Source organism: Methylobacter tundripaludum SV96, assembly GCF_000190755.2.
In the GTDB taxonomy this organism is placed as follows: Bacteria; Pseudomonadota; Gammaproteobacteria; order Methylococcales; family Methylomonadaceae; genus Methylobacter_A; species Methylobacter_A tundripaludum.
Map to the genome: position 1 here is coordinate 1,754,974 of NZ_JH109152.1, position 25,115 is coordinate 1,780,088.

Genomic DNA, 25,115 nt, shown 5'->3' on the forward strand with positions numbered 1-25,115 from the left:
CCGGCCGGTCGCCCCTACGCCTATTTAACCGCTTCGATCTTTTCCTCAGCCTCCATCCAGGCCGCTTCCGCATCATCCAACGCCTTATCGACTTTTACTTTCCGTTCCATCAGCTTTTTTAATTGCTCCTTTTCCGATTCCGCATAAATGGCAGGATCGGCCAATTGATGTTCCAGTTGCCGCTGTTCATTATGATATTTTTCAACGGCGATTTCAGCTTTTTTCAGGGCGTCAAATAAAGGCTTATGTTTTAGTCTGCGTTCTGCATCCAACTTTCTTTGATCTTTCCGCGATACTGTCTGCGCACTGTCAACAACGGTTTTTTCCTCGCCTTTTTTCTGCTCCGTCAGCCACACGCGGTAATCGTCAAGATCGCCATCGAAAGGCTGCACCTTGCCGCCTGACACCAATAATAGCTGATCGGTCACCGAGCGCAATAAATGCCGGTCATGCGAGACCACCACTATCGCGCCTTCATAGTCCTGCAAGGCCACGCTCAAAGCATGCCGCATTTCCAGGTCCAGATGGTTGGTCGGCTCATCCAATAATAAAAGATTGGGATTTTGATAAACCAACAGCGCCAATACCAGACGCGCTTTTTCACCGCCGGAAAAGGGTTTGACGGCTTCCATCACCTTGTCGCCGCGAAAATCGAAACCGCCCAGAAAATTGCGTAAATCTTTCTCGGTCGCCTGCTTGTCCAATTGTTGCAAGTGCCACAAGGGACTTTCATCAATGCGTAACTGCTCCAGTTGATGCTGGGCGAAATAACCGATTTTTAACGCTTCCGCTTCATTTCTTTTACCGGATAACGGCTGCATATCGCCTGCCAGCACCTTAATCAAGCTGGATTTACCCGCGCCATTCGGCCCGAGCAAACCGATACGGTCGCCCGGCGATATGGACAGTCCGGCCTGTTTGATCACGCAGGTTTGATCGTAGCCAATATCAACCTTATCCAGCGTTAATAGCGGATTGGGCATTTTTCCCGGCTTGGCGAAGCTAAAGTCGAACGGAGAATCGACATGCGCCTGTGCAATCAGCTCCATGCGCTCCAGGGCTTTGATCCGGCTTTGCGCTTGTCTCGCTTTAGTGGCTTGCGCCTTAAAGCGGTCGACAAAACTCTGCATATGGGCGATTTCCCGCTGCTGCTTTAGATAGGACGACTGCTGTTGCGCGAGCTTTTCTGCACGCATGCGTTCAAAAGCCGAATAATTGCCGGTATAAATTTCGGCCTTATTCTGCTCGATATGCACAATGTGATCGGTAATGGTATCCAGAAAATCCCGGTCATGGGAAATCAGCAACAAGGTGCCGGGATATTTGCATAACCAGTCCTGCAACCAGATAACCGCATCCAAATCCAAATGGTTGGTGGGCTCATCAAGCAATAGTACGTCCGAGCGGCACATCAGGGCCTGAGCCAAGTTAAGCCGCATCCGCCAGCCGCCGGAAAACGAATTGACGGCATTGGTTTCCTGATCGGCGGTAAAACCCAAACCGCTCATTAACCGCGAGGCTCTGGCCTGTGCGGTATAACCGCCGATGGTTTCCAGGGCCGCATGCAATTCGGCCTGTTTCAAACCGTCATCATTCTGTTCGGCAATAAACAATTGCTTTTGCAAACGTCTCAATTCCTGATCGCCGTCAATGACATAATCGATCGCAGAGCAGTCGGTGGCGGGCGTTTCCTGTGCAACGTGAGCGATTTCCAGCCCCGGCGGCATGGAAAAATCACCCTCATCCAAATGCAGTTCACCTCTAACCAACGCAAATAAACTGGACTTACCCGCGCCATTAGCCCCGGTAAAGCCTACTTTTTGGCCTTTATGAATGGTGAAGGAGGCGTGGTCAAACAAAACCCGTACGCCACGGCGAAGGGCTATATTTTTAAAATTTAGCATTTAAATAAAAGGCTCAAGGTGAAGGAGATTATGCTGGTTCGTGGGTTGTAGGATGGCTAGAAGCTATAGCCTCTAACCATCGCAAGGTGATTTGTCTATGATGGGTTTCACTTCGTGCTTTACAAGTCGCTACGCTCTAACCCATTCCTACGCGCTAAAATTTAAGCGTCCCGGCAAACACAAAAAATAAAATATTCAGCACTGCCAAGCCGATTAACAGATAAATGGTTATCTGCATGCCCAAAACTCTTTTCTTGAAATCCTTTGCGGGAAGTCCCATCGCATGCAATATCCGCCCGATTATCAATGTAGTACCCAATATATGGATAAGTATTTTCGGCGCTCCATTTAATTCCAGCGTTAATAAGAGCATCAGTGCGATGGGAATATATTCCACTGCGTTTGCATGAGCGCGAATTGCCAGCTGTAGCCCCTCATTTCCGCCGTCGCCAACACTGACCCGATTTTTCCTACGCAGTTTTATTACCGAAAGCGTAAGCCTCACTATTAACAAGGCTGCGAGTGATGCGTATATTGATGTAATCATGGCTTTTTAACCCACAAGGGAGATTCGAAATGGCGTTCAGCAGGATAAAAATCCACCCTGCTACACAATGCCGTGTATTTTCTACGCAAACCGCTCAATCATCTTTTCCGCCTGTTCGGCAAATTGCTCAAGATTGCCTTTTTTTACCGTTTCTACCGGAATAACCAGTGCGGTATTCAAACTGATATAAATATAAACATAGCGTTTACCGTATTCCACCCTGACCAGCTCGCTCCAGGCCATTTTATGTTTGCCGCTGGGTGATTTTTCCAACAAATAATTGGGGTTAGCAGGATCAATGCTCAGCGTATAAGAGCCGAACATATTGATCTTTTCTTTATTGGTATAGTTTTTAAGTATCTGCCTACGCAAATCCAGCATCATAATTTTTGGAGACAACAATGCCCAAAGTATCGCAATAGCAACGACATATCCTGACGACTTTATATCGCCGTAATAAAAATAATAAAACGATCCGATAAGCCCCATGATGCCCGGCACTATCCAGCGGTTTTTCCTGATATTGTTTTGTATATCTTCATTTCTCATGAACTGTATTTCATTAAAATGGATTAAATCTTCTTCGCGGAATTCGTATTCAATTTCAAACATGTTTTTGATCTTTGTAAATAATTATAAAAAAGTCACTACGCAGGCGTAGGTACATAAAAAATTCTAATGCATTTTTATTTTTGCATGAGCGCTACGCCTGAATAGATTGGAAAGCGTCAACATTGCCGTCCTGAAATAACCGTGTACGGCCACCTGATGCATTTTATACAAGGACAGATAAACCACTCTGGCAATAAATCCGCCGATGCTGACCGATCCCATCAGATTACCCATCAGATTGCCGACGGTGGTGTATTTACCAAGCGCCACCAGCGACCCGTAATCGAGATAAGTGTATTTCACCAACTTGCCGCCGTGTAAGCGGTTGACTATCGATTTGCTTAACGTCGATGCCTGCTGATGCGCAGCCTGCGCTCGCGGCGGCACATTGCCGTCATGCCCCGGCCAGGGACAGGCCGCGCAATCGCCTATCGCAAAAATATTATCGTCACTGGTTTTCAAGGTTTCATCGACCACCAACTGGTTGATCCGGTTAACTTCCAGGCCGTCCAGGTCTTTCATCCAATCCGGCGCTTTAATGCCCGCCGACCAGACTTTAAGATCCGCAGGCACCATTTCGCCATCATGGGTATGAACGCCCTCTTTGGTTACCTCAATCACCCGGCGACCCAGCTTAAGGTCGATGCCCAGCTTGACCAGCTGTTGCTGTGTCGCATTGGCTAATTTGACGGGCAATGCGGGCAATAATTGATTAGCCGCTTCGATAATGGTCAATTTCACATCGCTGGACTCATCCAGACCGTAAACCGCCAGCAGATCGGTCACCTCGTGCAATTGCGCCGACAGCTCGACGCCGGTGGCTCCCGCGCCGATGATAACGATAGACAAAGTCTTATCGTCGGCATTGTTTTTACCGGCATGGCTTTTGATATACGATTCAACCAATTGCTTTTGGAACTTGAATGCCTGAGCGGTGGTATCCAGAAACAGGCAATGTTCCGCCACGCCCTTGATATTAAAGGTGTTACTAATGCTGCCGACCGACATCACCAGCGTATCGTAACTGAAAGTGCGTCTGGGGATTAATTCCTCGCCGCTGTCGCTCAGCGTGGGACTGACATAAACTTCCTTTTTCTGCCGGTTCAAGCCTTCCATCTTACCCAACCTGAAGCGAAAATGATTCCGATGCGCCTGGGCCAGATATTCAATCTGCTCGGATTCGTCCAACGTACCGGCTGCAACCTCATGCAACAACGGCTTCCAGATATGCGTCGGCGAAGCGTCCAGCAACATCACCTCGGCCAAGCCTTTTTTGCCTAATTTTTTACCCAGACTGGTAGCAAGCTCAAGACCCGCCGCCCCGCCGCCAACAATCACTATCTTGTGTTTTTCATTATTCTTATCAGTCATTGTTACCCCCCTCAAAAAACATTATTTTTCTGCACGCTAGCATTATATCGAATCAACCTCTTAATGACCGATTTTACTAAGCATGGATTTACAAGGAGCTGAATTTCGAGTTAATAGCCGACTGGTTCAGGCACGCCAAAGGGGCCTTTTACCAGCGGCAATCATTAATTGGGGATCGGGTAAAAATGACGTAATACGGCTAACACCCATCTCATTCTTAAAGATGACTCTTTACCGATGATCGGATGTTGAATTGTAGAATCTGCATGGCTGGAGGTGCAAACCGCTTAAGGACGCTGATTGTCACATCAACGCCCTTAGAAGCCGCTATTTTAAAGTCCCGATCTGAAATGAAGCGTTTTTGTTTTAGGCTATAAGGGAAATGCAAAACTCAGGGATGTCAAAGCGAGTTTCGCTGATCGGTTTGTCATGTTGGAGCATAATCGCGTTATTACTGCCTTTAGGCTGATATAACGTAATTTCTCCGAATTCAGCATGGCTACCTGAAAAGAACACTTCTCCGACCAAGTCTTTGCGCACCAAGTTGGTCATTTCTTCGTAGATTTTAGCGAAATTATCTAAGCTTATTTCTGAGAACTTTAACTCTTTCATTCTTTTCCCTTTCTTTTTAAGTGGAGCAAGGCATAAATTAAAATTTCCGCTATTTTTCCATAAAAAAATATTTATTTAAACAATAAGTTAATAGAAATAGATGATGTGGCTTCTTAATAGTTGCAGGTGTATTACATTTCAAGGAGTTACAACTTAAAGAATTCAAGGGAATGCCATTTTTTTGCAACGTACTGTAACTGTACACGCTGGATTACTAAAAAGCGGCACCCCAACTGCCGCTTTAGCAGATGCAGATAAAAACCAGCCCACATCCTCATCCAATGCAAGTATCACCAAAAACAACCTCAACTAACGGCAGCTCCCATTGCTCCACCTTGCACCGCGCCTGATAGCCCTCTTCACTGTCCTCCCGATAACGCCTGGCCATAGCTAATACCGTGACCGACTCGATGGCGTTGATTTTAGCCGACCAAAACTGAGCGCCCTGTTTCGATAACACCGCGACAACCCTGTTGATCTGTTAATTGACCGGACGCATGATCACGGTCGAAGCGGGGCAATGGTCTCTAACGCCTGAGCTGCATGTCTTGGGATGCATGGCTTTATCGAAACAGAGACGAACTTCTTGCAGATATTCGCCTTTACAGGCAACGGCCATCTGCACATTTGGATTCGAATCCTGAAACTGTTTACGGATTTGGGCAGCCGAAATATTGACCTGACGGCCGGGATTGGCGAAAGCGTCCGGGATTTTTATGGTCTGGAAAGCGCTCTTGATCAGGCCGAAGTATTCGCCGACCTTTTCGCCGCTGCATGTGCCGTGTTTTTCCCATTCGTGCTGGATCAGCTTCTCGCTGGGCATGATGGGAAGCATTTCCTGCACGACCGCTTCGGGAACGGCGGGAGTCGTCGAGCAGGAATCGGGGTAACCTTTATTATATTGCGGCCATAATCCATGCACGACGAATCCGTATTGCTTTCCTCCATCGCACTGGAGCTTGTCGCTCGGCACTTCGGCGCAATGCTCCGGCGACCAGGACAGGGTCAAGAGGTAATAGTCGAATTGCCCAGGCTGGCCGTCCGCATAAACCGGAAGGCTTAAACATAGAATCAATGCCAAGGCCGTTTTGCCGATTGTTTTTGTATACGACATTATTTTTCCTTTTGTTTGAATGTTGACTCAGGCTCTGTCGCCATTTTTATGCAGTTTATTTGCCGTCGGCTCCCGGTTTGTTGCCGGTGCCCCGCAGGCGAACCAGTTTTTGCAAAAGATCGAACCAAAACGGCGCTCCGAAAAGAGTTGTCGATGCGGTCACTAGCCAACCCGCTAATTGGGTGCCGCTTAGCGGTGGCGTGTCGGCTGTCCAGCCTATGGGTAAGGACATGAATTCTTTCCATGAGATATCCGCCGAAGGGGTCGACGCGCTGATTCCCGCCGCAATTGCCGGATGTTGCCAAAGTGTCGTGAAGAGGTGAAAGCTATCGATGTTGAAAAGGGCTGCAATGACCAAGGCGATTATCAAGCAATACAGCTGCGAGCGGCGCTTGTAGTTGCCTGATAACCGGTCCATCCCGGCGTCAAACCATGCTGCCACTTCAGCATGGACATTTTCAATCTGTCCTGAGGCTCGTCCGTATATCCCTTGCAGCAGTCGTTTTAACTGGGGATCTTTCATTGCGTCGATGTCCTTGCCTAGCTGTGCAAAATCGCCGGGTATGGTTTGTATATTGTCGATAAGGGCGATAGCAAAATGCTTTGGATCGATATAAGAGGGTTTGTTTTTGAGGTCTTGTGCATTTTCGGCATTTCCTTGGCCTAGATGACTCACCAAACCGTGGTTGTATACATTGAGAGCAAGCCCCTCAAACTTTGGATCATTGAGCAGGGATTTGACGCCCTCCAACAGCGAGTTGGATCGCAGCTTAAGAGCTGATGCAATGGCTTCGTTAATTGAACTGACAATAAGCGCGACGGAGGCGTAACAGAAGACGAATCCGATTGCGACTTCCAAGGTGGTGCTGTTAAACATAGATTTCTCCTTCTTTTGATTTTTCCCCGGTACTTCGCCCGAGTTTTCGGCCCATCGGTTTGAATGTTTTTTTGATCATGTCACCGCTCCCAAAGTACCGGTGACAAATAATCGGTTACTTGACGACATTGCCCAAAAAGGTGCGCACTTTTTCGCTGATGAATGGCATCGCAGCGACAGCGGTCCTGTGATCGGGAACTTCAGGCATTATCCCCTTCACCAGATTCTCGACATGATTCTCGATGTCGTCGAGAATATTTATTCCCCCGCGAATCGGGAGGTGGGCAGCCGCTTCGTGCATCGCCTTCTGGAAGTCGTTCAAGGGCGCGTTCAATGCTTTTACAAGTTCGTCGGGACTGACTGCGTAGGGCAAGGGCACGACTTTATCCGGGCCGAGATTGCTCGGGGTATCGAGGTTCAGCACGCATTCAAGATCAGGGGCGACCGCGTCGCGATGGCTGATAGGCGCGCCGAGAGCAAAGCATTTCCTGAGGGTAGCGATGACCGAGGTATGATCGAAGGGAAAAGATGATCCTACCGGTGTCTTCAGGATGGTTCCGGCCTTGATATAGGGGGAGACAAGCACCGCCGGAACCCGAACTCCGTAGCGGTCGAAGCCGAATGGCTGGGAATGGCTGTTATCGGGAGGAACGGCTTTCGGCGGCGGGACATGATCGTAGTTTCCTCCGTGCTCGTCGTAGACGATGACGAGCAATGTCTTTTCCCAAGTCGGCGCGCTCCTTAACGCATTGTAAACCTCTGCGATCAGGTCCTCGCCCATTCCCACGTGGTGCGGGGGATGCTGGTCGTTGGGCAATTTCACGTCCGGAAAATAGCGCGGCTCGATAAAGGTATAGGAAGGTAATTTGCCGGCAGCGGCGTCCTTCGCGAATTCCGTCTCGAAAAGCCTGAACCGATCTATATGCGGCCACAAACGGCTGAGGGTGAGAGTCTGTGGGAAATCGTGAAAATAGATTTTCCATGCATCAGGATTGCTGAATCGGTTGAAGACCGTCTCCATCAGGTAAGGAAAACGCGCGGGCGAATTGTTTTCATATCCCTCCGCGGTGGCGCAATGCAGGAAGAAGCGGTTCGGCCAGGTCTGGCAGGGCGCGGAGGCGAACCAGTTGTCGCACACTGCGAATTGCTTCGCTAGCGTGCTGATGACCGGAAGCTGCTCCGGCGTGTAGTAATGCATGATCGATTCCGGCGAATAGTTTCCGGAAGCGTCGGCGGTTTGCCTGACATAGTTGTTGACGAAACCGTTCATCGCCGGAGTTTCGCTGCCCGGTTTACCGTCGAGCCCGAACAGCTGCATGTTGATGTCGTTCCAGAGTTCGCCGGGATCCGGATCGGGAATCGACATGGATTTCTGGTCGATGTTTCCGCTGTTCCACACCTTGACGTCATCCTTGCCGTGGTTCGGGTTGGTTTCATTGCCCGTGAGTCCGTCAAATTCGGGATTTTCGGGATAAAGCTGTCCCAGGATACTATCGAAGGACCGGTTTTCCATCATCAGTACCACGACATGTTCGATTTTTCCGCCAAGATTTCCCATGCTTTTCTCCGCTAGTCATTCGTTACAAGAGTTATTACGACAATGCCGTTTCGCCGATTTCCGGTTCATCCTATCGTGTTAAACGCGTCACCCAGCGGCCAACCGACTCTATCCAAACATAACGCAGGATGGCGGTCTTGGCTTTCGTTGGCGATGTGGCGCGCAATTGTGGCGTAAAAAATTGTAGGCGTATGTAAGCCAAAGCTGAAAATGAACCTATAGCGTCATTTATGTCTTGCAGCTGTAAACATCAGCGGCCGATTAAACGCTGCACGGCGAAGATTTTGTCAGCCGTAATTCCGCTCGCCAAACAACGCGGTGCCGATTCTGACAATAGTGGAGCCTTCGGCAATTGCGGCCTTTAAATCCCCGGTCATGCCGAACGAGAAGGTATCCAGCTCGGCTTGTCCCAATTTTGCGACGGCCTGATACAGTGCTTTATAGGGCTGGCGTTGTTGCTCAAAATCGTCTTGCGGGGCCGGAATGGCCATGACGCCGCGCAGCTTCAGGTTAGGCAGTTTGGCAATCTGTTCGCACAGTTGCGGCAATTCGGCCAGGGTAATGCCGGACTTGCTCGGTTCGTTGCTGATATTGACTTGTAGGCAAATATTTAACGGCGGCAAATGGGCCGGGCGCTGTTCGCTCAGACGTTTGGCTATTTTTAAACTGTCCACGCTGTGTACCCAATCGAAATGCGTCGCCAGCGGCCTGGTTTTATTGGATTGGATGGGGCCGATAAAGTGCCAGGTAATAGCGTAGGCGCCCAGTTCCTGCTGTTTTCTCAAGGCTTCCTGCAAATAATTTTCGCCGAAATGGCGTTGCCCGGATTGATAGGCGGCGGCAATATCTTCGCTTGGCTTGGTTTTGCTGACGGCTAATAACAGTACCGATCCGGGCTGACGGTTGCAGGCAAGTTCCGCATCGCTGATCTGCGAACGTATGTGTTTGAGTCTTTCAGTTATGGTTGTCATTGGGTGTCCGTTGTCAGTTAGTTACCGGTTATTAGACAACACACATTTAAAAAATGAAAATATGAACTATGGTATAAGGACAATTTTATTTTTGTCTTCAAGAGGATGTTATGGATATTGCCGAATTGCTGGCTTTCTCAGCTAAAAACAAAGCGTCGGATTTGCATTTGTCGGCGGGACTCCCGCCTATGATCAGGGTTGACGGCGATATTCGGCGAATCAATATTCCCGCATTGGACCATAAGGAAGTGCATGCGCTGATTTATGACATCATGAATGACAAGCAGCGCAAAGATTATGAGGAATTTCTGGAAACCGATTTTTCGTTTGAATTGCCCGGCGTTGCCCGGTTTCGGGTTAACGCGTTTAACCAGGAGCGCGGTGCAGCCGCTGTATTCAGGACGATTCCCTCGGTAATATTGAGCCTTGAAGACTTGAAGGCCCCCAGGTTTTTTGAAGAATTATGCCAAAAACCGCGCGGCCTGGTTCTGGTGACCGGCCCTACCGGCTCCGGCAAGTCGACTACGCTGGCGGCGATGATTAATCATATTAACTGCAACGATTACGCGCACATCCTCACCGTAGAGGACCCTATCGAGTTCGTTCATGAAAGCCAAAAATCGTTGATTAACCAACGGGAAGTCCATCGCGATACTCACGGCTTTTCCGAAGCGTTGCGTTCTGCCCTGCGGGAAGATCCCGATATTATTCTGGTCGGCGAAATGCGCGACCTGGAAACCATCCGTCTGGCAATGACGGCGGCGGAAACCGGTCACCTTGTGTTCGGAACATTGCATACGACCTCTGCCGCCAAAACCATCGACCGTATCATCGACGTATTTCCTGCCGCGGAAAAAGACATGATCCGGGCCATGCTTTCCGAATCGTTGCAGGCGGTTATTTCGCAAACCTTGCTCAAAAAAATCGGCGGCGGCCGCATTGCCGCACATGAAATCATGGTCGGTACCGCCGCTATCAGGAACCTGATTCGTGAAGCCAAGGTGGCGCAAATGTATTCGGCGATTCAAACCGGGCGCAAGGACGGCATGCAGACGCTGGATCAGAATATGAAAGAAATGGTCGATAAAGGCCTTATCACTGCAAAAATGGCTATGGAAAAAGCGGTTAATAAGGATATGTTCCGCTAGGAATTTCAGCCTGAAAACCGCAGTGGCGCGGCGTCCACACGATCCAACTGCGGTTTATGGAATGATGCGGACTCCAAGATTAATAACTGGTAAAATCACCCTATTTGACACTCAGCGAGAACTTATGACCGCTCCAGAAGCTCTATACCAATCAACACTGTCGTCTTTAAAGCTCCGCGCTCGCGGCAAAGTGCGGGATATTTACGACATTGACGACAAGCACATGCTGATTGTAACCACCGACCGGCTGTCTGCATTCGACGTAATCTTGCCCGATCCGATTCCCGGCAAAGGCCGCGTTTTAACCAGCGTATCCAACTTCTGGTTTGAAAAAATGAAGCACGTGATGCCCAATCACCTGTCCGACATTCCGCTGGAACAAGTCGTGCCCGATGCCGCCGAACGTGCGCAGATTGAAGGCCGCGCCATCGTCGTCAAATTGTTAAAACCGCTGCCGGTCGAAGCGATTGTGCGCGGTTATTTGATCGGTTCAGGCTGGAAAGATTACCAAAAATCCGGCGCGGTCTGCTGCATTAAATTGCCCGAAGGTTTGCAGCAGGCGCAGCAATTGCCTGAGCCGATTTATACGCCGTCCACCAAAGCCGAAGTGGACCAGCATGACGAGAATGTCTCTTTTGATAAAACCGTTGAATTGATGGGACAGGAATTGGCCGAAAAAGTGCGCGACGCCAGCCTGAAACTATACAAGGAAGCCGCCGCCTACGCCAAAGAGCGGGGTATTATCATTGCCGATACCAAATTTGAATTCGGCGTCGACGATGACGGCGTTTTATATTTGATTGATGAGGCGTTAACCCCCGACTCATCAAGATTCTGGCCTGCCGATCAATATCAGGTCGGCATCAGCCCGCCCAGTTTCGACAAACAATATATCCGTGATTACCTAGAAACGCTGGACTGGGATAAAACCGCGCCGGGGCCGCATTTACCCGCTGAAGTGGCGGAATACTGCGCGGCAAAATACCGCGAAGCGGAAGTCAGGTTAACGCAAGGTTGATTTAAGGGCGGACAAGGGTAATCTTTAAATTGATATTCAAGTCGGCCCATGCGCGGTCTGCTGTCAGGACGGGTAAATTCCCAAGCACTCGTGCAGTAGCCAAGCAGGCTCTGTCGCCTAGCGACAAACCCAGCTGGCGTGTTGTTAGCCGCAACATGCCAGCTTCCAACGCCATCGTTTCACTAAAATCGGCAACCTCAATCGGCAGCTCGGCTTGAAAAGCTTCAATCGCAGTTTTGGGCATTCCGGTTTCAGCCAACTTCCCAATGACTTCACTTAAGTTAACCGTGGAAATTATCGCCTTGCCTTGGGTGATGGCTGCACTGACCAGCTCCGCGCCCGCCTCATTTTGAATAAGTACCAACAGAGCCGATGCATCGAGCACCACGGTACTATTCATTAGCGGCTTCTGCACGTCGATCTGCGATAAGTGCATCGCTCAAATCAGGGCTGCCAACTAAATGTTTGCGGGCGATTGCCAGCGCGTTTTGCAAAGCCAAGGCTTTAGGGGTGATATGGATTTCGCCGTTGACGACCGAGATAAGTAATTCGTCTCCTTCATGGATGCCAAGGCTGGCGCGCATTTGGGCGGGAAGCACAATGCGACCGCCCGCTGAAATTTTGGCTGCTTGTTGATTCATGGCAAATGTTTAACCCAAGTCATTTTTACAAAAAATGACATTATAGTGCTAAATTTTAATCCGACAAGTCTGGTGCATTAATTTGTTGTTTTTGCAGGAAACGCCTGCTCTCGCTGTCGCTCGAATCGGCTTATTCCGGCCTACTGGGCTAGCTCAATGGCGTTCTCCGACTTGTCCGATGCAACGCCTTGCTAACTCATGTACTCGTTAAAAAACTTATGCTCGATTTCATAGGTTGTTACTGGTTTGACACCTAACTCATATTGCTCGAACATATTTACTAACATTTCACCATCAACTAACTCAATTGGGGGAACTCCGTCTCTCCGTGCTTCCTTCTTTGCTTCTTGTGTGAAGCGCCCCGTAGTTATAAAAATTCCTTTGTCGGCTCGCCCCGCCATTGCACCTCGAAAATCTCTGATCTGAGGTGAGGATACAGAATCTTTATACCTTTTACATTGGAAGATGACATTGAAACTTACTAATGGATTTAACTTTAGAACTCCATGGCCATCAATTCCACCATCATTAGTTTTACCAGTAACGACCACCTGTTCAAATCCAGATTCGCGAAGCAACCTTTGGCAAATGCGCTCAAAACCTGCTGGTGAGAGAGATTTTAAGATTTCTAAAAGCTCTGTCTCATGAGGTTCCGTATCTATTAACTCTTCATAATTTGTATTTGTTGTATTGGGCTTAGTAAAACGAACAGCTTTTACGATATTGTAAATATCATCAGCTTCTAAAGGATGTTTAAAACCCTGCTCAGTTAAAGACCAAACTCCACGCTTCGAAGAATCAATTAGGTCAGCACTTACGCAATATTGCCGAGCCCACGCAACTTGATTTCGAACCCTGGAAGCACCATTTTTTAATGTTTCAGAGAGTTCCTCTTCTGATAAATTCATTTTGTCAATGACGGCATCAGTAACCTCTCTAGAGCTACCAGAGCCACCAATTTCCCTTAGAATTTCTATTAGTGGTTTGATAAATCTTGAAAACTCACCACCTTTTTTCTGTGACATTTCTCTATTCCTATTTAGGAGTTAACTGTAAACGTAACTGGCATATGATCGCTATATCCCAACCGCTCTTCAGCGCATCCGACCAGTCAAATGCTTTAACCTTAAGCCCGTTACCAGCAACGTTACCGCGTAAATCGCCAAGCCTAGCCCTATCCATTTAACCAGATTGATCACGCGCACCGTGGAACTCCAGTCATTCCACCAAGTGGCATCGACAAAATAATACAGGCTTGCCGCCATGACTCCACCGGCCAGCGATACTCTGACCAAAAACAGCCACCAGCCGCTTGCCGGTTGGTACACCTTGTCCTTATGTAATTTTCTCAGCAACAAAACGGCGTTAAAAAAAGCGCCCAAGGACGTCGCTAAAGCCAGTCCCGCATGCGCCAGCGGGAAAACCAGCGCCAAGTTCAGGCCCAAGCTGACGATCATCGCGTAAACCCCGTAGCGTACCGGCGTTTTCATGTCGCCGCGCGAGGTAAAGCCCGGCACCAACACTTTAATCAGAATAAATCCCAGCAAACCCAGCGAATACGCCTTCAAGCTCAATCCTGCAAAATGTACATCGCTGACGCCGAATTCATTGTATTGAAACAGCGTCGACAGCATCGGTTCGGCCAGCAATACCAAACCGATGGTAGCGGGCAATCCTACCAAAACCACCAGCCGCAAGCCCCAATCCAGCGCATTTGAAAAAGCGGCCGTGTCTTCCGCAGCATGGCTTTTGGCTAAATTCGGCAAAATAACCGTCCCCAACGCAAGACCCAAAATACCCAGCGGAAACTCCACCAAACGATCGGAATAATACAGCCAGGACACGCTGCCGACGGTTAAAAAGGAGGCAATCAAGGTATCCAACAACAAATTGATCTGCGTCACTGAAACGCTAAAAATGGCCGGTAGCATCAGGCTTATAATCCGTTTAACGCCCGAGTCATCAAAACCCAGTCTTAATCTCGGCATCAGTCCCAAGCGCATCAACGCGGGAAGCTGAAACAACAGCTGCACGATGCCCGCCGCAAAAACGCCCCACGCTAGGGCCGTGACCGGCTCGTCCATCAATGGCGCCAGCCAGATCGCGGCGGCAATCATGCAGATATTCAGAAAAACCGGCGTTAAAGCGGGAATCGCAAATTGCCCGTGCGCATTTAAAATACCTCCGGCAAAGGCCACCAAAGCAATAAAAAACAGGTAAGGAAAGGTAATTTGCAACAGTTGCACGGACAGCTCGTACTGGCTTCCCTGCCACATAAAACCGGGAGCCAGCAACATGATCAGCACCGGGGCGGCCACTACACCGACCACCGTAATCAACAGTAAAAACACGGACAGCGTTCCGGCGGTTTTATCGATAAACTGTTTTAACGCGGCCTTGCTGCCCCGCTCTTTGTAATCGGACAGCACCGGGACAAAGGCATGTGCAAAAGCGCCCTCGGCAAATAAACGACGCAAAAAATTGGGAATTTTAAATGCTACAAAAAACGCATCGGTTGCCGAATTCACACCGAAAATATGTGCAATCAACATATCCCGGATAAACCCTAGAACACGAGAGATCAAAGTCATGCCGCCGACAACTAAGGTCGATTTAAAAAGCTGCCTGCTCAACGCTGCTCCTGTTATGATGCGTTAAAAAGTTTGACAATAATATCACTTGTAATGATAATACACGGTTTAATTAACTTACCACAAGAATCGAGACACTATGGCTAATACAGCACAAGCTAAAAAGCGTGCGCGACAAGCGGAAAAAAGCCGTATTCGCAACGCAGGACAACGTAGCAACTTACGCACATTCATCAAAAAAATCATTGCCGCAGTAAAGCTTGGCGACAAAGAAAAAGCGCAAGCCGCCTACAACACTGCCGTTCCGATTATCGATTCAGCAGTTACCAAAGGCATTATTCACAAAAATAAAGCCGCACGCGGTAAAAGCAGACTGAATGCAAAAGTAAAAGCTATCGCTTAATCGCTGTAGTCTTACTCAATAAAAAAGGCCGGACTCATCGAGTTACGGCCTTTTTTATTGCGCGCTAATCGCGTTAAATAATCACCAGATTATCCCGATGTATCAGCTCTGAATCGTCGAAATAACCCAGAATATTTTCGAATTCCGAACTGTTTTTGCCCGCTATTAATTGGGCGTCGACATTGCCGTAGTTAATCAGTCCGCGCGCGATTTCCAAGCCGCTTTCATCGACGCAGGAAACCAACTCGCCGCGCTCAAATCTGCCTGATGCCGACTTAACACCGACAGCCAAAAGGCTTTTGCCCTCATTCTGCAACATCCTGACCGCACCCGCATCCAAAACCAATTGCCCCTTAACCTGTAGCTGTCCGGCGAGCCAGCGCTTTCTAGCCACCAACGGCTCTATGTCCGGCAATAGATAGGTACCCAAATCAGCCCCGGAGATTACGGAGGCAATAACATTGTCAACAGCGCCCGCAGCAATCACTGTCGCAGCGCCGGACCTGGAGGCCAGCCGCGCCGCCCGTACTTTGGTACACATGCCGCCCCGCCCTAATCCACTGCGACTATCGCCAGCCATTACATCCAGCCGATCATCGTTAACACTGATCTCGGAAATTAATTTCGCATCGGGATGCAAACCGGGATCTCCCGTGAACAGGCCCTGCTGATCGGTCAAAATAATCAGTAAATCGGCCTCGACCAGATTGGCGACCAATGCCGCCAGCGTATCATTATCGCCAAAGCGGATTTCTTCGGTTGCCACCGCATCGTTTTCATTAATAACCGGCACTACGCCAAACTTGAGCAAGGTCAGCAGCGTGCTTCTGGCGTTTAAATAGCGCTGCCTGTCCGATAAATCGTCATGAGTTAATAACACCTGCGCCGCATGCAAGCGATGCCGCTGAAAATTATCGTCAAATACGCGCACCAAGCCCATTTGACCGACAGATGCGGCCGCCTGTAGCTCGTGCAATGTCTTGGGGCGCACCTTCATACCCAAACGACACATGCCTTCTGCCACGGAGCCCGAAGAAACCAGTATCACGTCGATAGATTGCTGCCTTAAGCCTGCCATCTGCTCAACCCAGGCAGCGATGGCAACCTTATCAAGGCCCTGGCCACCCTTGGTCAATAAAGAACTGCCTATCTTGACGACAACCCGCTTAACTTTGGCAAAATCAGTCCTGTTCACTTTTTTCCTGCCGCTGCTGTTCCAAAAAGTTCATGATGGCAAACATCAACTCTCTCGTACCATCGCCATTAATCGCCGCAATTTTAAAGACCGGCCCTGTCCATTCCAGCTCATCGACAATAGCCTGGCATCGCTCGTCAACTTCATCAACAGGCAGACGGTCTATCTTGTTCAACACCAGCCAGCGCGGCTTGGCGGCCAACTCATCACTCCATTTTTCGACTTCGTGAATGATCTTTTTAGCCGCCTGAACCGGCGATTCCATGCTTTCGTAGGGTTCCACATCAATAAGATGCAACAGCAAGCCGGTACGCAGCAAATGCTTTAAGAATTGCAAGCCGAGGCCCGCACCTTCCGCCGCACCTTCAATAACACCGGGAATATCGGCAATAACGAAACTGCGCAAATCATCAACGCTAACCACACCCAGATTGGGGTGCAAGGTCGTAAATGGATAGTCGGCAACCTTGGGTGTTGCCGCCGATACCGAGCGAATCAAGCTGGATTTTCCGGCGTTAGGCATACCCAGCAGACCGACATCGGCAATCAGCGTCAACTCCAGATTAAGCCTGCGATGCTCGCCCTCACTGCCTTTACTGGCTTTTTGCGGCGCCCTGTTAACACTACTTTTGAAGCGCGTATTACCCAGACCATGAAACCCGCCCTGGGCAACCAGCAAGGTTTGACCGATTTCGGTTAAATCACCGATAACCTCACCCGTTTCCGCGTCCGAAACCTGCGTTCCAAGCGGCACCGGCACATAGCAATCATCGCCTTTCCTGCCGGTACAATTACGGCTCATGCCGTTCTGTCCGCGCTGAGCCCGATGTACCGCATGATACCGAAAATCCACCAGAGTATTTACATTCTCTGCCGCAATCAGATAAACACTGCCGCCATCGCCGCCATCACCGCCATCCGGACCACCCATAGGAATGTATTTCTCGCGCCGAAAACCGATAGTACCATTGCCGCCATCGCCCGCTTCTACACGAACTTCCGCTTCGTCAACAAATCTCATAAATCACATGCCGCCAAACTTCAAACTCAACCGATAAAAACAAAAAAAGCCCCACCATGAACGGCGGAGCTTTTTTAAAGTTGCCGGGGTACACAAACCCGACCTAACTGTCTCGCCATGCTATGGCGCGATACAGCCGTATGTCTTATGCAGCAACAATACTGATAAATTTGCGGTTATTAGGTCCTTTAACCTGAAAAACCACTTTACCATCAGCCGTTGCAAACAAGGTATGATCTTTTCCGCAACCTACGTTATCACCAGCGTGAAACTTGGTTCCACGTTGACGAACGATGATATTGCCCGCCGTCACACTCTCTCCACCGTAACGCTTAACACCTAATCTTTTCGCATTAGAGTCACGTCCGTTACGCGTACTACCACCAGCTTTCTTATGAGCCATCTGTAACTCCTAATATCTTAAGCAGAAATGCCAGTAATCTGGATTTCTGTATAGTACTGACGATGCCCCATTTGTTTCATATGGTGCTTACGTCTTCTGAATTTAATAATTTTGACTTTTGCATGTCTACCTTGAGACAAGACAGTCGCTGTAACTTTGCCGCCTTCGATAAAAGGCATGCCGACCTTAACAGCATCGTCTGACTGAATCATCAGTACTTTATCGAATTCAATGCTGTCGCCTTCGCCTAGCTCCAGTTTTTCTATTTTTAAGTAAGTACCTTCTTCTACGCGGTACTGTTTACCACCTGTTTGAATTACCGCATACATCGGCGCAAGCTCCATCAAGCATTAATCTGTTTAAAGTGAACAAAAAATTATATTTTTAAAACAGGACCAAGTCAATCTAAATTAAATCGACGGCCTGAATATCTTACCAAAATAGCACAAAAAAGCTATTACCCTCAACCCCCCAATCAATAGCATGGGCGATTAATGTTCTATTAAGTTATAATAGCTTAACAGAATTTGATTTTCATAGCTATCACCATGAAAAATAACCCAAACTTATACGCAGCACAACATAATGGCATCGCACTCACAATCCCCCGCTAACACTACTGCACCCATTGATTTTGATTCAATCAAAAAATTAACTACAGCCGAGGCAAAAGCTGTCGATCAGCTCATTATTAACGAGTTAAGTTCCGATGTTGTCCTCATTAACCAGATGGGCCATTATATAGTCGGCAGCGGCGGCAAACGATTACGCCCAATGCTGCTGTTACTGGCGGCCAAGGCCCTGGGAGGAGCCAACGATAACCACCTGCTGATGGCGGCGGTCATTGAATTTATCCACACCGCCACACTGCTGCATGACGACGTTGTGGACGACTCCGACCTCAGACGCGGTAAAGAATCCGCTAATGCCGTCTGGGGCAACGCGGCCAGCATCCTGGTAGGCGATTATCTTTATTCCAGCGCATTTGAAATGATGGTGCGTACCGGTAATATGCGAGTCATGGAAATCCTGTCAAAAACCACCACAGCCATTGCCGAAGGCGAGGTACTGCAACTTTTAAACTGCAATAATCCCGAGACGACAGAACAAAAATACCTCGAAGTTATTGCCAGAAAAACCGCTATCTTATTCAGCGCCGCGACCAAATTGGCCGCCGTTATCGCCGGAGCGTCAACCGAAACCGAACAAGGCCTGTCACTATACGGACAGCATCTGGGCATCGCTTTTCAACTGATTGACGACGCACTCGATTACAAAGCCAGCAAAGACGAACTGGGCAAAAATCTCGGCGACGACCTTGCCGAAGGCAAGCCGACCTTACCGCTGATTTACGCCATTCAAAACGGCAGCGAAAGCGAGGCCAAAATCATTATTGATGCGATCAAAAATGGTGACCGTGATGTCTTTAACGAAGTTTACGCCATCGTGCAAAGCACTAAAGCCATTGATTACACAGAACAGCGCGCCGACGAGGAAGCCCAGAAAGCGATATCCGCATTAAGCGTTCTGCCTGATTCCGAATACAAACAAGCGTTGACGTTATTGGCGATGTTTTCTGTCCAACGCAATTACTAGAACCGCGCTTGTTTAGCCTTTAAGTAGCGCATTATAAGCATGCGCTTTTTCAAGCAGCAGATTATATTTACGCTCAACCTTGTCCATTACCTCGGTTAAAAACTGCGTTACCTCGGCATCTTCAATACCTTCTGCCGCCGACAACATATAAGCTTCCAACTCGCCAACCGCATCGACATCGACAATCTCATCAAGCAGAGTCGCTGCCTCGGAAGCATTAATAGCCTTAACCAGCTTATTTGCAGCCGAGCCCTGCTGTAACAACTGTTGCAGCATGTCAACCGCCTGAGCCATCTCCTGCGCTTTTTCATTAACTGCCTGAAGCAGCGTTAAATTTTCAGTGAACTCAAGAAAATCGTTCACCGCTTTTTTAAGCTCGTACAAGCGAAGCTCGTGTTTTGCCTTTATTGTTTGCCGCATCGTTATATCCAGTTCACCAAAAAATTGCGTCAATTATAATTCAGATTTTGATTTATCCACCGATTCGGTGATGCTTTCAGGTTTTTCGGCCAATGCCGTTTAAGTAATCAGCTAACCCAATGCAAACCATTACCTCTTGAATTAATCATCGTTCAGACTGGGCCGGAATATGCGCATGGCTTGGCAAGATTACCCTGCGACATACGCTAAAAACGCCTCGACCGGCATCGGTTTGGCATACAGATAACCCTGCACGTACTCGCAGCCGACCGCCATCAGCAACGCCCGCTGGCCTTCGGTTTCCACGCCTTCCGCTATCACCTTCAAGCCCAACCGGTGCGCCATCACTACAATGGCTTCCGCGATCGCCCGGTCGCCGGGATCGGTTTCCAGATCGCGGACGAAGGAGCGGTCGATTTTCAGGTAATCGATGTTGAATTTTTTCAAATAGGCCATCGCCGAATAACCGGTGCCGAAGTCATCCAGAGAAAGTTGAATCCCCGCCGCGCGCAACAACTCCAATTTCTCGGTAACAGCCGAACAATCATCCAGTAACAGGCCTTCGGTGATTTCGACAACGAGATAGGACGGATCGATAGCAGCTTCCTGCAAATAATCAATGAAAGTTTGAACGCCGCTATCTTTGGTGAACTGGCGCGGCGACATGTTGACGCTAATCTGCCCTACCCCATCCTCTTCGCTCAGGCCATGCCAGCGTTTAGCGGTATCCGCAGCCTCGCGAAATACCCAAGCACCGATCTCCTGAATCAGATCGGTTTCTTCGGCGATGGGAATAAACCGGTCGGGCGGCACCATGCCCAGTTCGGGATGGTGCCAACGCAACAGCGCTTCGGCCTTGACCGCCTTGCCGCTAACCACTTCGATTATCGGCTGGTAGTACACCTCAAGTTGGCCTGCATCAAGCGCGCCGCGCAAATCGTTGACCAGCTCCAGACGATGCCGGGCCTGCTCCAGCATGCCGTGAGTGAAGAAACTGAAACAGTTGCGACCCATGCTTTTGGCGACATACATGGCCTGGTCGGCACAGCCGATCAAGACTTCAGCGTTATCTGCATCCTGCGGATAACCGGCAATGCCGATGCTGGCGGAGACATAAGCATTCTGCTCGCCAAGCAGGAACGGCCGTACCATGGCATCAACGATACATTGCGCCACCCGATCCTGCGGAACGATTTCGTCGACTTTAGGCAAAATCACCACAAATTCGTCGCCGCCCAAGCGCGCTACGGTATCCGATTCCCGGACACATAAGCGAATGCGTTGCGCCGCTTCCACCAGCAAATCGTCGCCAGCATCATGGCCCAAGGTATCGTTGACTTCCTTGAAACGATCCAGGTCGATAAACAGCACCGCCAGACTATAAGCGCCGCGTTCGGCCTTGACGATTTCCTCGCGCAGGCGGTTACCGAACAAGCGCCGGTTAGGCAAGCCGGTCAGCTGGTCATAACTGGCTTGGCGGTACATTTGCTGTTCGATACGCTTGCGCTCAATGGCGATGGAACTTAAATGCCCGGCTTGCAGCAGCAGGCTCAAATCAGCCTCATCGGGCACACCGCTCTGGTTAAGGTACAGGGTCACAACCCCCAGCAATTGGTTCGATGAGGAAAAAATCGGCTCCGACCAGCAGGCGACCGCACCGATTTCGCGGATAAACGACTGGCAAAGCGACCAGCACGGGTGCTTTGTCATATCGGCCACGATTATCCTTTCGCCACTCAACGCCGATGCAACCCAGCCGTGGCAATTCCCGCTCTCCTCGTCCAGCATCTGCGGATTAAGCTTTGCCTTATACGATGCGGGAAACGAAGGCGCGGCCACGGTTTGCAAGTGTTTTTGCTCCTCATCCAGCAACAAAATAGCGCAATACCGCCCGGACTTTGAGGATTCGACATACAAAGCCACCTGTTCCAAAATACCGTTAATATTGTCGCCGTGCGCCATTTTCTCGAACACCCGCTGGCGGTTGGCCTCAACAACTTGTTGCTGGCGGCGATCGCTTAAATCGAAACCCAACGCCAGCACACTATCGATTTTGCCATCGGCATCGCATTCCGGCACTATTTTCATTACGTGGCTGATCAGGCGACCGTCGCCGTCTGTCCATTCCAACGATACCTCGGCTTTTTTGCCGCTACGCATCACGCCGGACAGAATAGCTTGGTAGGATTCCGCAGAAATATTAGTAGCCCGCCATGATTTTTTGAGCGGACTGCCGAACATTTCCGCTTCGGTGCGGCCGATGATTTGCGAATAAGCCGGATTGACGTAAATGCGCTGGAAGTTACGGTCGTAGCGCACCACCATGGTCGGCAGATTTTCCACCAGCGTCCGCAATTCCCGCTCACGTTGATGTCGTAGATTTTCTGCCTGCTTGCGTTCGGTGATGTCGCGGGCAATTGAGATCACCCCTGCCACCTCGCCCTGCGGGCCGAACTCCGGTGCATAGCGGTTATGGAAATAATGCCGCTGTCCATCGTCAGCGATAAACTCCACCTCACTCTCGGCAGTCAAGCCGGTTTCCAGCACTTGCCGGATCGCCTGCACCAGCTTTTCTCCTTCGTATGCACTGACCACCGACGCATCCGACGGCATCCTGTTTATCAGTTGAGAGGCGGGGCATCCGACCAGCTTTTCCACCGCCGGGTTAGCGTAAATACGGCGACAATCCCTGTCGTAACGAAAGATGGGGTCGGGCGAGTTTTCCACCAATACACGAAATTCCAGTTCCCGTTGCCGTAGTTCCGTTTCCATCTGCTTGCGTTCGGTGATGTCGCGCACCAAGGCAAAATTGTAGTATCGGCCCTGATAGACGATAGGATTGGCGTTGACTTCCAGCAGAATAATACCGCCCTCTTTCGTTTGATGCCGGGTTTCCAACGTGATCGTGCTCATTCCTGAGATCAACTCGCCCCAATGCTGCCGCCACCGTTCCGGGCCTAAATCAAGATCGATGTCGACTATCCGCATCTCCAGCAATTCAGCCCGCGTATACCCCAGCATCCGGCTCGCTTCTTCGTTAACCTGAAGAATGCGGGAATCTTCATCGGTCAGGTAGACGGCTTCGCCGACATGATCGAGCGCGTAATCCAGCAAAGCAAGTTGCTCATCGCTTGCTTTACGCTCGGTGATGTCGATCATCAGCCCATGCCACTCGGTACTGCCATCCGGCTGCCGTTGCGGTGTAGAACGGATTTCTATCCAGCGCAAGCCCTTGTGGGGGTGAAGAATTCGGATTTCGATACGGTACGGCGACAGCTTCCGCCCTGACTTTTCCAGTTGAGCAATCACGCGCGGCAAGTCCTCAGGGTGGTAGCGCGCACGTAGCACTTCTGCGTCGTCACGAATATCTTCGGGGCTCAACCCGAACAGCGCTTCGATGCCTGCGCTGGCAAACGGGAAGCTGGCGTGTCCATCCAGGCTCAGGCGAATAGTGTAGATGAAGCCAGGCACACTGTCTGCCAGACAGGAAAGTTGTTCTTCGAGTTGCGCGCGTTTGAGCAGATTCAATTCATACTGCTTGCGCTCGGTAATATCCCTGATGATACCGACCAGAACAGGTTGTCCGTTATTATCCAAAAAACAGCTTTTCGTGGTAGAAATCGTCCTCTTTACGCCCTGTCCATCGGTAATTTCGTTTTCACTGCCGTTTTCCAGCCCGCTGTCGAACACCGCATCGTCACCCTCCTGTAATGCGCGCGCCTCGTGCTCCGGGAAATAATCCGAATCGGATTTGCCCAGCAGTTCGGCGCGGGAATGACCGATAAGCTCGCAACACGCTTGGTTAAGCAAAAGCCAGCGATGTTCCCTGTCCTTGACAAACACCGGGTCGGCAATGGCGTCGATGACCCTGACCAGGAACTGCCGCGACTCAAATATCGCCTGCTCCGACTGTCGACGCTCCAGTTCCGCCGCAGCGCTGGTCGCCACCAGTTGCAGCATTGATGTGACGGCAAGCTCATTGCACATCGGCTTGCCGTCCATCACCGCAATCAGGCCGATGACCTTGCCGGTGGAATCACAAAGCGGAAGGCCGATATAGCTTTCGACCTGCATATCCGCCAGCAGAGTATCTTCGGGAAACTGCTGTTGCACATCCCCCGGATAACAGCACAGCCCACCCGCCATAACATTCTCGCAAGGCGTGTGTTCGAGACTGTATCGCAGGTTAGGGAGCACTTCGCCCTTGGCGTAGATGGCAACCGTTTCGGCGTGGCTCGGCTCTGCGGACAGTTTGTCGATAATCACATAATCCACCTCCAGCAACCGCCCCAAATACCGGGACAGCGAGGTCAGGAACGTCTCGCCGCCTTCCATCCAGCCGCGCTGAGCGATGAATTTAAGCATATTCTCGACCCGCTTGCGTTCCTCGATTTCCTCGCGCAGCAAGCGGTTGCCGATACTCAGCTCAGCGGTGCGCTGGGCAACTTTCTGCTCCAGCTCCTCCTGATGCCTTTGCAATTGCTCATTCTGCAGTTGCAGTTGCCGCTGCATAGCTCTCAAGTTCAAATGCGCACCGACCCGCGCAATGACTTCGTCAATCTGCATGGGCTTGCTAAGGTAATCGACGCCGCCCACCTTGAATCCGGTGATTTTATGGTCGCTATCTCCCAGAGCAGTCATAAAAATTACCGGTATATCGGCTGTGTCGGCATCACCCTTTAAACGTCGGCAAACTTCGAAGCCGTCCAACCCCGGCATCAGCACATCCAGCAGAATCAGGTCCGGTTTTACGAAAGCGGCGCGTTTCAGCCCTTCTGTACCGTCCTGGGCTATCAGTAAGCGGTAGCCCCGATTTTCCAGGCTTTCCACCACCACGCCCAGATTGACCGGCGTGTCATCGACAATCAAAATGGTGGGCATATCGGCTGTGGCTGTTGCGCTGTTCATGATTCACTCCCGATCCAAAGTTTGTAACTATTCAGCCGCATATCAACATAGATTAAACAGATTGTTTTTACCTCGTTCCCACGCGCTGCGTGGGAATGCGGTGCTGGACGCGCTGCGTCCCGTATACGCAATACCTTGGCCGTTGGTCGTGACTCGCGGCGCAGCGCGCCGATACTGCATTCCCACGCAGCGCGTGGGAACGAGA

Annotated in this window: 24 protein-coding genes; 4 read left to right on the plus strand and 20 right to left on the minus strand. The window is 50.0% G+C overall.

Annotation, left to right across the window (positions count from 1 at the left end):
• Positions 1 to 20: 20 nt before the first annotated feature.
• The 10 genes from METTU_RS08025 to METTU_RS08070 form a co-directional block, all read right to left on the minus strand.
• On the minus strand, positions 21 to 1,904 hold the full coding sequence (locus METTU_RS08025; RefSeq protein WP_006890823.1) for an ATP-binding cassette domain-containing protein: 1,884 nt from the start codon (positions 1,902 to 1,904) through the stop codon (positions 21 to 23).
• Between the two features lie 154 nt (positions 1,905 to 2,058).
• Complete coding sequence (locus tag METTU_RS08030) at positions 2,059 to 2,451, minus strand: MAPEG family protein (RefSeq protein WP_006890824.1); 393 nt, start codon at positions 2,449 to 2,451, stop codon at positions 2,059 to 2,061.
• 81 nt (positions 2,452 to 2,532) lie between these two features.
• Positions 2,533 to 3,063: a YcxB family protein gene (locus tag METTU_RS08035; protein ID WP_006890825.1), complete on the minus strand. Its 531-nt coding sequence runs from the start codon at positions 3,061 to 3,063 to the stop codon at positions 2,533 to 2,535.
• Positions 3,064 to 3,126: 63 nt separating this feature from the next.
• Entirely contained in the window at positions 3,127 to 4,434 is a 1,308-nt protein-coding gene (locus tag METTU_RS08040) for an NAD(P)/FAD-dependent oxidoreductase (protein WP_006890826.1), read from the minus strand.
• A gap of 366 nt (positions 4,435 to 4,800) precedes the next feature.
• Positions 4,801 to 5,046 (minus strand): hypothetical protein, encoded by a 246-nt coding sequence (locus METTU_RS08045; RefSeq protein ID WP_006890827.1) that lies wholly within the window; start codon positions 5,044 to 5,046, stop codon positions 4,801 to 4,803.
• Positions 5,047 to 5,320: 274 nt separating this feature from the next.
• Positions 5,321 to 5,506: a hypothetical protein gene (locus tag METTU_RS08050; RefSeq protein ID WP_006890828.1), complete on the minus strand. Its 186-nt coding sequence runs from the start codon at positions 5,504 to 5,506 to the stop codon at positions 5,321 to 5,323.
• 21 nt (positions 5,507 to 5,527) lie between these two features.
• A complete protein-coding gene (locus tag METTU_RS08055; RefSeq protein WP_006890829.1) occupies positions 5,528 to 6,160 on the minus strand; it encodes a ribonuclease T2 family protein in 633 nt (210 codons plus the stop codon).
• Between the two features lie 55 nt (positions 6,161 to 6,215).
• Positions 6,216 to 7,037, minus strand: coding sequence for a hypothetical protein (locus tag METTU_RS08060; protein WP_006890830.1), 822 nt, complete (start codon positions 7,035 to 7,037; stop codon positions 6,216 to 6,218).
• A 115-nt stretch (positions 7,038 to 7,152) separates the two neighbouring features.
• Positions 7,153 to 8,595 carry an alkaline phosphatase family protein gene (locus METTU_RS08065; protein WP_006890831.1) on the minus strand — a complete coding sequence of 481 codons (1,443 nt, stop codon included), beginning with the start codon at positions 8,593 to 8,595 and terminating at the stop codon, positions 7,153 to 7,155.
• 287 nt (positions 8,596 to 8,882) lie between these two features.
• On the minus strand, positions 8,883 to 9,566 hold the full coding sequence (locus METTU_RS08070; RefSeq protein WP_006890832.1) for a YggS family pyridoxal phosphate-dependent enzyme: 684 nt from the start codon (positions 9,564 to 9,566) through the stop codon (positions 8,883 to 8,885).
• Between the two features lie 110 nt (positions 9,567 to 9,676).
• Between METTU_RS08070 and METTU_RS08075 the strand changes: the two genes are divergently transcribed.
• Both METTU_RS08075 and METTU_RS08080 read left to right on the plus strand, forming a co-directional pair.
• On the plus strand, positions 9,677 to 10,714 hold the full coding sequence (locus METTU_RS08075) for a type IV pilus twitching motility protein PilT (protein WP_006890833.1): 1,038 nt from the start codon (positions 9,677 to 9,679) through the stop codon (positions 10,712 to 10,714).
• 124 nt (positions 10,715 to 10,838) lie between these two features.
• The gene (locus METTU_RS08080) at positions 10,839 to 11,732 is read left to right on the plus strand and encodes a phosphoribosylaminoimidazolesuccinocarboxamide synthase (protein ID WP_006890835.1); all 894 of its coding nucleotides are present in this window, start codon (positions 10,839 to 10,841) and stop codon (positions 11,730 to 11,732) included.
• 1 nt (position 11,733) lies between these two features.
• On the opposite strand, the gene METTU_RS08085 is transcribed toward METTU_RS08080, so the two are convergent.
• The 4 genes from METTU_RS08085 to murJ form a co-directional block, all read right to left on the minus strand.
• On the minus strand, positions 11,734 to 12,132 hold the full coding sequence (locus METTU_RS08085) for a type II toxin-antitoxin system VapC family toxin (RefSeq protein WP_040579707.1): 399 nt from the start codon (positions 12,130 to 12,132) through the stop codon (positions 11,734 to 11,736).
• The gene (locus METTU_RS08090; protein WP_006890839.1) at positions 12,125 to 12,373 is read right to left on the minus strand and encodes an AbrB/MazE/SpoVT family DNA-binding domain-containing protein; all 249 of its coding nucleotides are present in this window, start codon (positions 12,371 to 12,373) and stop codon (positions 12,125 to 12,127) included. The genes METTU_RS08085 and METTU_RS08090 overlap by 8 nt, the downstream gene beginning before the upstream one ends.
• Positions 12,374 to 12,564: 191 nt before the next feature.
• Positions 12,565 to 13,398 carry a restriction endonuclease gene (locus METTU_RS08095; RefSeq protein WP_006890840.1) on the minus strand — a complete coding sequence of 278 codons (834 nt, stop codon included), beginning with the start codon at positions 13,396 to 13,398 and terminating at the stop codon, positions 12,565 to 12,567.
• A gap of 69 nt (positions 13,399 to 13,467) precedes the next feature.
• A complete protein-coding gene (gene murJ / locus METTU_RS08100) occupies positions 13,468 to 15,006 on the minus strand; it encodes a murein biosynthesis integral membrane protein MurJ (RefSeq protein ID WP_006890842.1) in 1,539 nt (512 codons plus the stop codon).
• A gap of 97 nt (positions 15,007 to 15,103) precedes the next feature.
• On the opposite strand from murJ, the gene rpsT reads away from it, so the two are divergent.
• The gene (rpsT, locus tag METTU_RS08105) at positions 15,104 to 15,367 is read left to right on the plus strand and encodes a 30S ribosomal protein S20 (protein WP_006890844.1); all 264 of its coding nucleotides are present in this window, start codon (positions 15,104 to 15,106) and stop codon (positions 15,365 to 15,367) included.
• A 73-nt stretch (positions 15,368 to 15,440) separates the two neighbouring features.
• Here the strand turns inward: rpsT and proB are convergent, their stop codons facing one another.
• The 4 genes from proB to rplU form a co-directional block, all read right to left on the minus strand.
• Entirely contained in the window at positions 15,441 to 16,562 is a 1,122-nt protein-coding gene (gene proB / locus METTU_RS08110) for a glutamate 5-kinase (RefSeq protein WP_006890849.1), read from the minus strand.
• Complete coding sequence (cgtA, locus tag METTU_RS08115) at positions 16,549 to 17,583, minus strand: Obg family GTPase CgtA (protein ID WP_006890851.1); 1,035 nt, start codon at positions 17,581 to 17,583, stop codon at positions 16,549 to 16,551. Before cgtA ends, proB begins: the two co-directional genes overlap by 14 nt.
• Positions 17,584 to 17,728: 145 nt before the next feature.
• Complete coding sequence (gene rpmA, locus METTU_RS08120; protein WP_006890853.1) at positions 17,729 to 17,986, minus strand: 50S ribosomal protein L27; 258 nt, start codon at positions 17,984 to 17,986, stop codon at positions 17,729 to 17,731.
• A 17-nt stretch (positions 17,987 to 18,003) separates the two neighbouring features.
• On the minus strand, positions 18,004 to 18,315 hold the full coding sequence (gene rplU, locus METTU_RS08125; protein WP_006890855.1) for a 50S ribosomal protein L21: 312 nt from the start codon (positions 18,313 to 18,315) through the stop codon (positions 18,004 to 18,006).
• Between the two features lie 256 nt (positions 18,316 to 18,571).
• Here rplU and ispB point away from each other — a divergent pair, with 256 nt between their 5' ends.
• Positions 18,572 to 19,582, plus strand: coding sequence for an octaprenyl diphosphate synthase (ispB, locus tag METTU_RS08130; protein ID WP_006890857.1), 1,011 nt, complete (start codon positions 18,572 to 18,574; stop codon positions 19,580 to 19,582).
• A gap of 12 nt (positions 19,583 to 19,594) precedes the next feature.
• On the opposite strand, the gene METTU_RS08135 is transcribed toward ispB, so the two are convergent.
• Complete coding sequence (locus METTU_RS08135) at positions 19,595 to 20,002, minus strand: hypothetical protein (RefSeq protein ID WP_006890862.1); 408 nt, start codon at positions 20,000 to 20,002, stop codon at positions 19,595 to 19,597.
• Positions 20,003 to 20,191: 189 nt separating this feature from the next.
• Positions 20,192 to 24,910 (minus strand): EAL domain-containing protein, encoded by a 4,719-nt coding sequence (locus METTU_RS21690; RefSeq protein ID WP_006890863.1) that lies wholly within the window; start codon positions 24,908 to 24,910, stop codon positions 20,192 to 20,194.
• Positions 24,911 to 25,115 lie beyond the last annotated feature (205 nt).

Excerpts from the sequence above, each read along its gene's own strand:
- METTU_RS08055 (WP_006890829.1), bottom strand. The coding sequence starts at position 6,160 with ATGTCGTATACAAAAACAATCGGCAAAACGGCCTTGGCATTGATTCTA.
- rplU (WP_006890855.1), bottom strand. The coding sequence starts at position 18,315 with ATGTATGCGGTAATTCAAACAGGTGGTAAACAGTACCGCGTAGAAGAA.
- METTU_RS08040 (WP_006890826.1), bottom strand. The coding sequence starts at position 4,434 with ATGACTGATAAGAATAATGAAAAACACAAGATAGTGATTGTTGGCGGC.
- METTU_RS08095 (WP_006890840.1), bottom strand. The coding sequence starts at position 13,398 with ATGTCACAGAAAAAAGGTGGTGAGTTTTCAAGATTTATCAAACCACTA.
- METTU_RS08035 (WP_006890825.1), bottom strand. The coding sequence starts at position 3,063 with ATGTTTGAAATTGAATACGAATTCCGCGAAGAAGATTTAATCCATTTT.
- METTU_RS08075 (WP_006890833.1), top strand. The coding sequence starts at position 9,677 with ATGGATATTGCCGAATTGCTGGCTTTCTCAGCTAAAAACAAAGCGTCG.
- METTU_RS08090 (WP_006890839.1), bottom strand. The coding sequence starts at position 12,373 with ATGAATCAACAAGCAGCCAAAATTTCAGCGGGCGGTCGCATTGTGCTT.
- METTU_RS21690 (WP_006890863.1), bottom strand. The coding sequence starts at position 24,910 with ATGAACAGCGCAACAGCCACAGCCGATATGCCCACCATTTTGATTGTC.
- METTU_RS08025 (WP_006890823.1), bottom strand. The coding sequence starts at position 1,904 with ATGCTAAATTTTAAAAATATAGCCCTTCGCCGTGGCGTACGGGTTTTG.
- METTU_RS08135 (WP_006890862.1), bottom strand. The coding sequence starts at position 20,002 with ATGCGGCAAACAATAAAGGCAAAACACGAGCTTCGCTTGTACGAGCTT.
- ispB (WP_006890857.1), top strand. The coding sequence starts at position 18,572 with ATGGCATCGCACTCACAATCCCCCGCTAACACTACTGCACCCATTGAT.
- METTU_RS08065 (WP_006890831.1), bottom strand. The coding sequence starts at position 8,595 with ATGGGAAATCTTGGCGGAAAAATCGAACATGTCGTGGTACTGATGATG.
- rpmA (WP_006890853.1), bottom strand. The coding sequence starts at position 17,986 with ATGGCTCATAAGAAAGCTGGTGGTAGTACGCGTAACGGACGTGACTCT.
- METTU_RS08060 (WP_006890830.1), bottom strand. The coding sequence starts at position 7,037 with ATGTTTAACAGCACCACCTTGGAAGTCGCAATCGGATTCGTCTTCTGT.
- cgtA (WP_006890851.1), bottom strand. The coding sequence starts at position 17,583 with ATGAGATTTGTTGACGAAGCGGAAGTTCGTGTAGAAGCGGGCGATGGC.
- rpsT (WP_006890844.1), top strand. The coding sequence starts at position 15,104 with ATGGCTAATACAGCACAAGCTAAAAAGCGTGCGCGACAAGCGGAAAAA.
- METTU_RS08070 (WP_006890832.1), bottom strand. The coding sequence starts at position 9,566 with ATGACAACCATAACTGAAAGACTCAAACACATACGTTCGCAGATCAGC.
- METTU_RS08080 (WP_006890835.1), top strand. The coding sequence starts at position 10,839 with ATGACCGCTCCAGAAGCTCTATACCAATCAACACTGTCGTCTTTAAAG.
- METTU_RS08045 (WP_006890827.1), bottom strand. The coding sequence starts at position 5,046 with ATGAAAGAGTTAAAGTTCTCAGAAATAAGCTTAGATAATTTCGCTAAA.
- METTU_RS08030 (WP_006890824.1), bottom strand. The coding sequence starts at position 2,451 with ATGATTACATCAATATACGCATCACTCGCAGCCTTGTTAATAGTGAGG.
- METTU_RS08085 (WP_040579707.1), bottom strand. The coding sequence starts at position 12,132 with ATGAATAGTACCGTGGTGCTCGATGCATCGGCTCTGTTGGTACTTATT.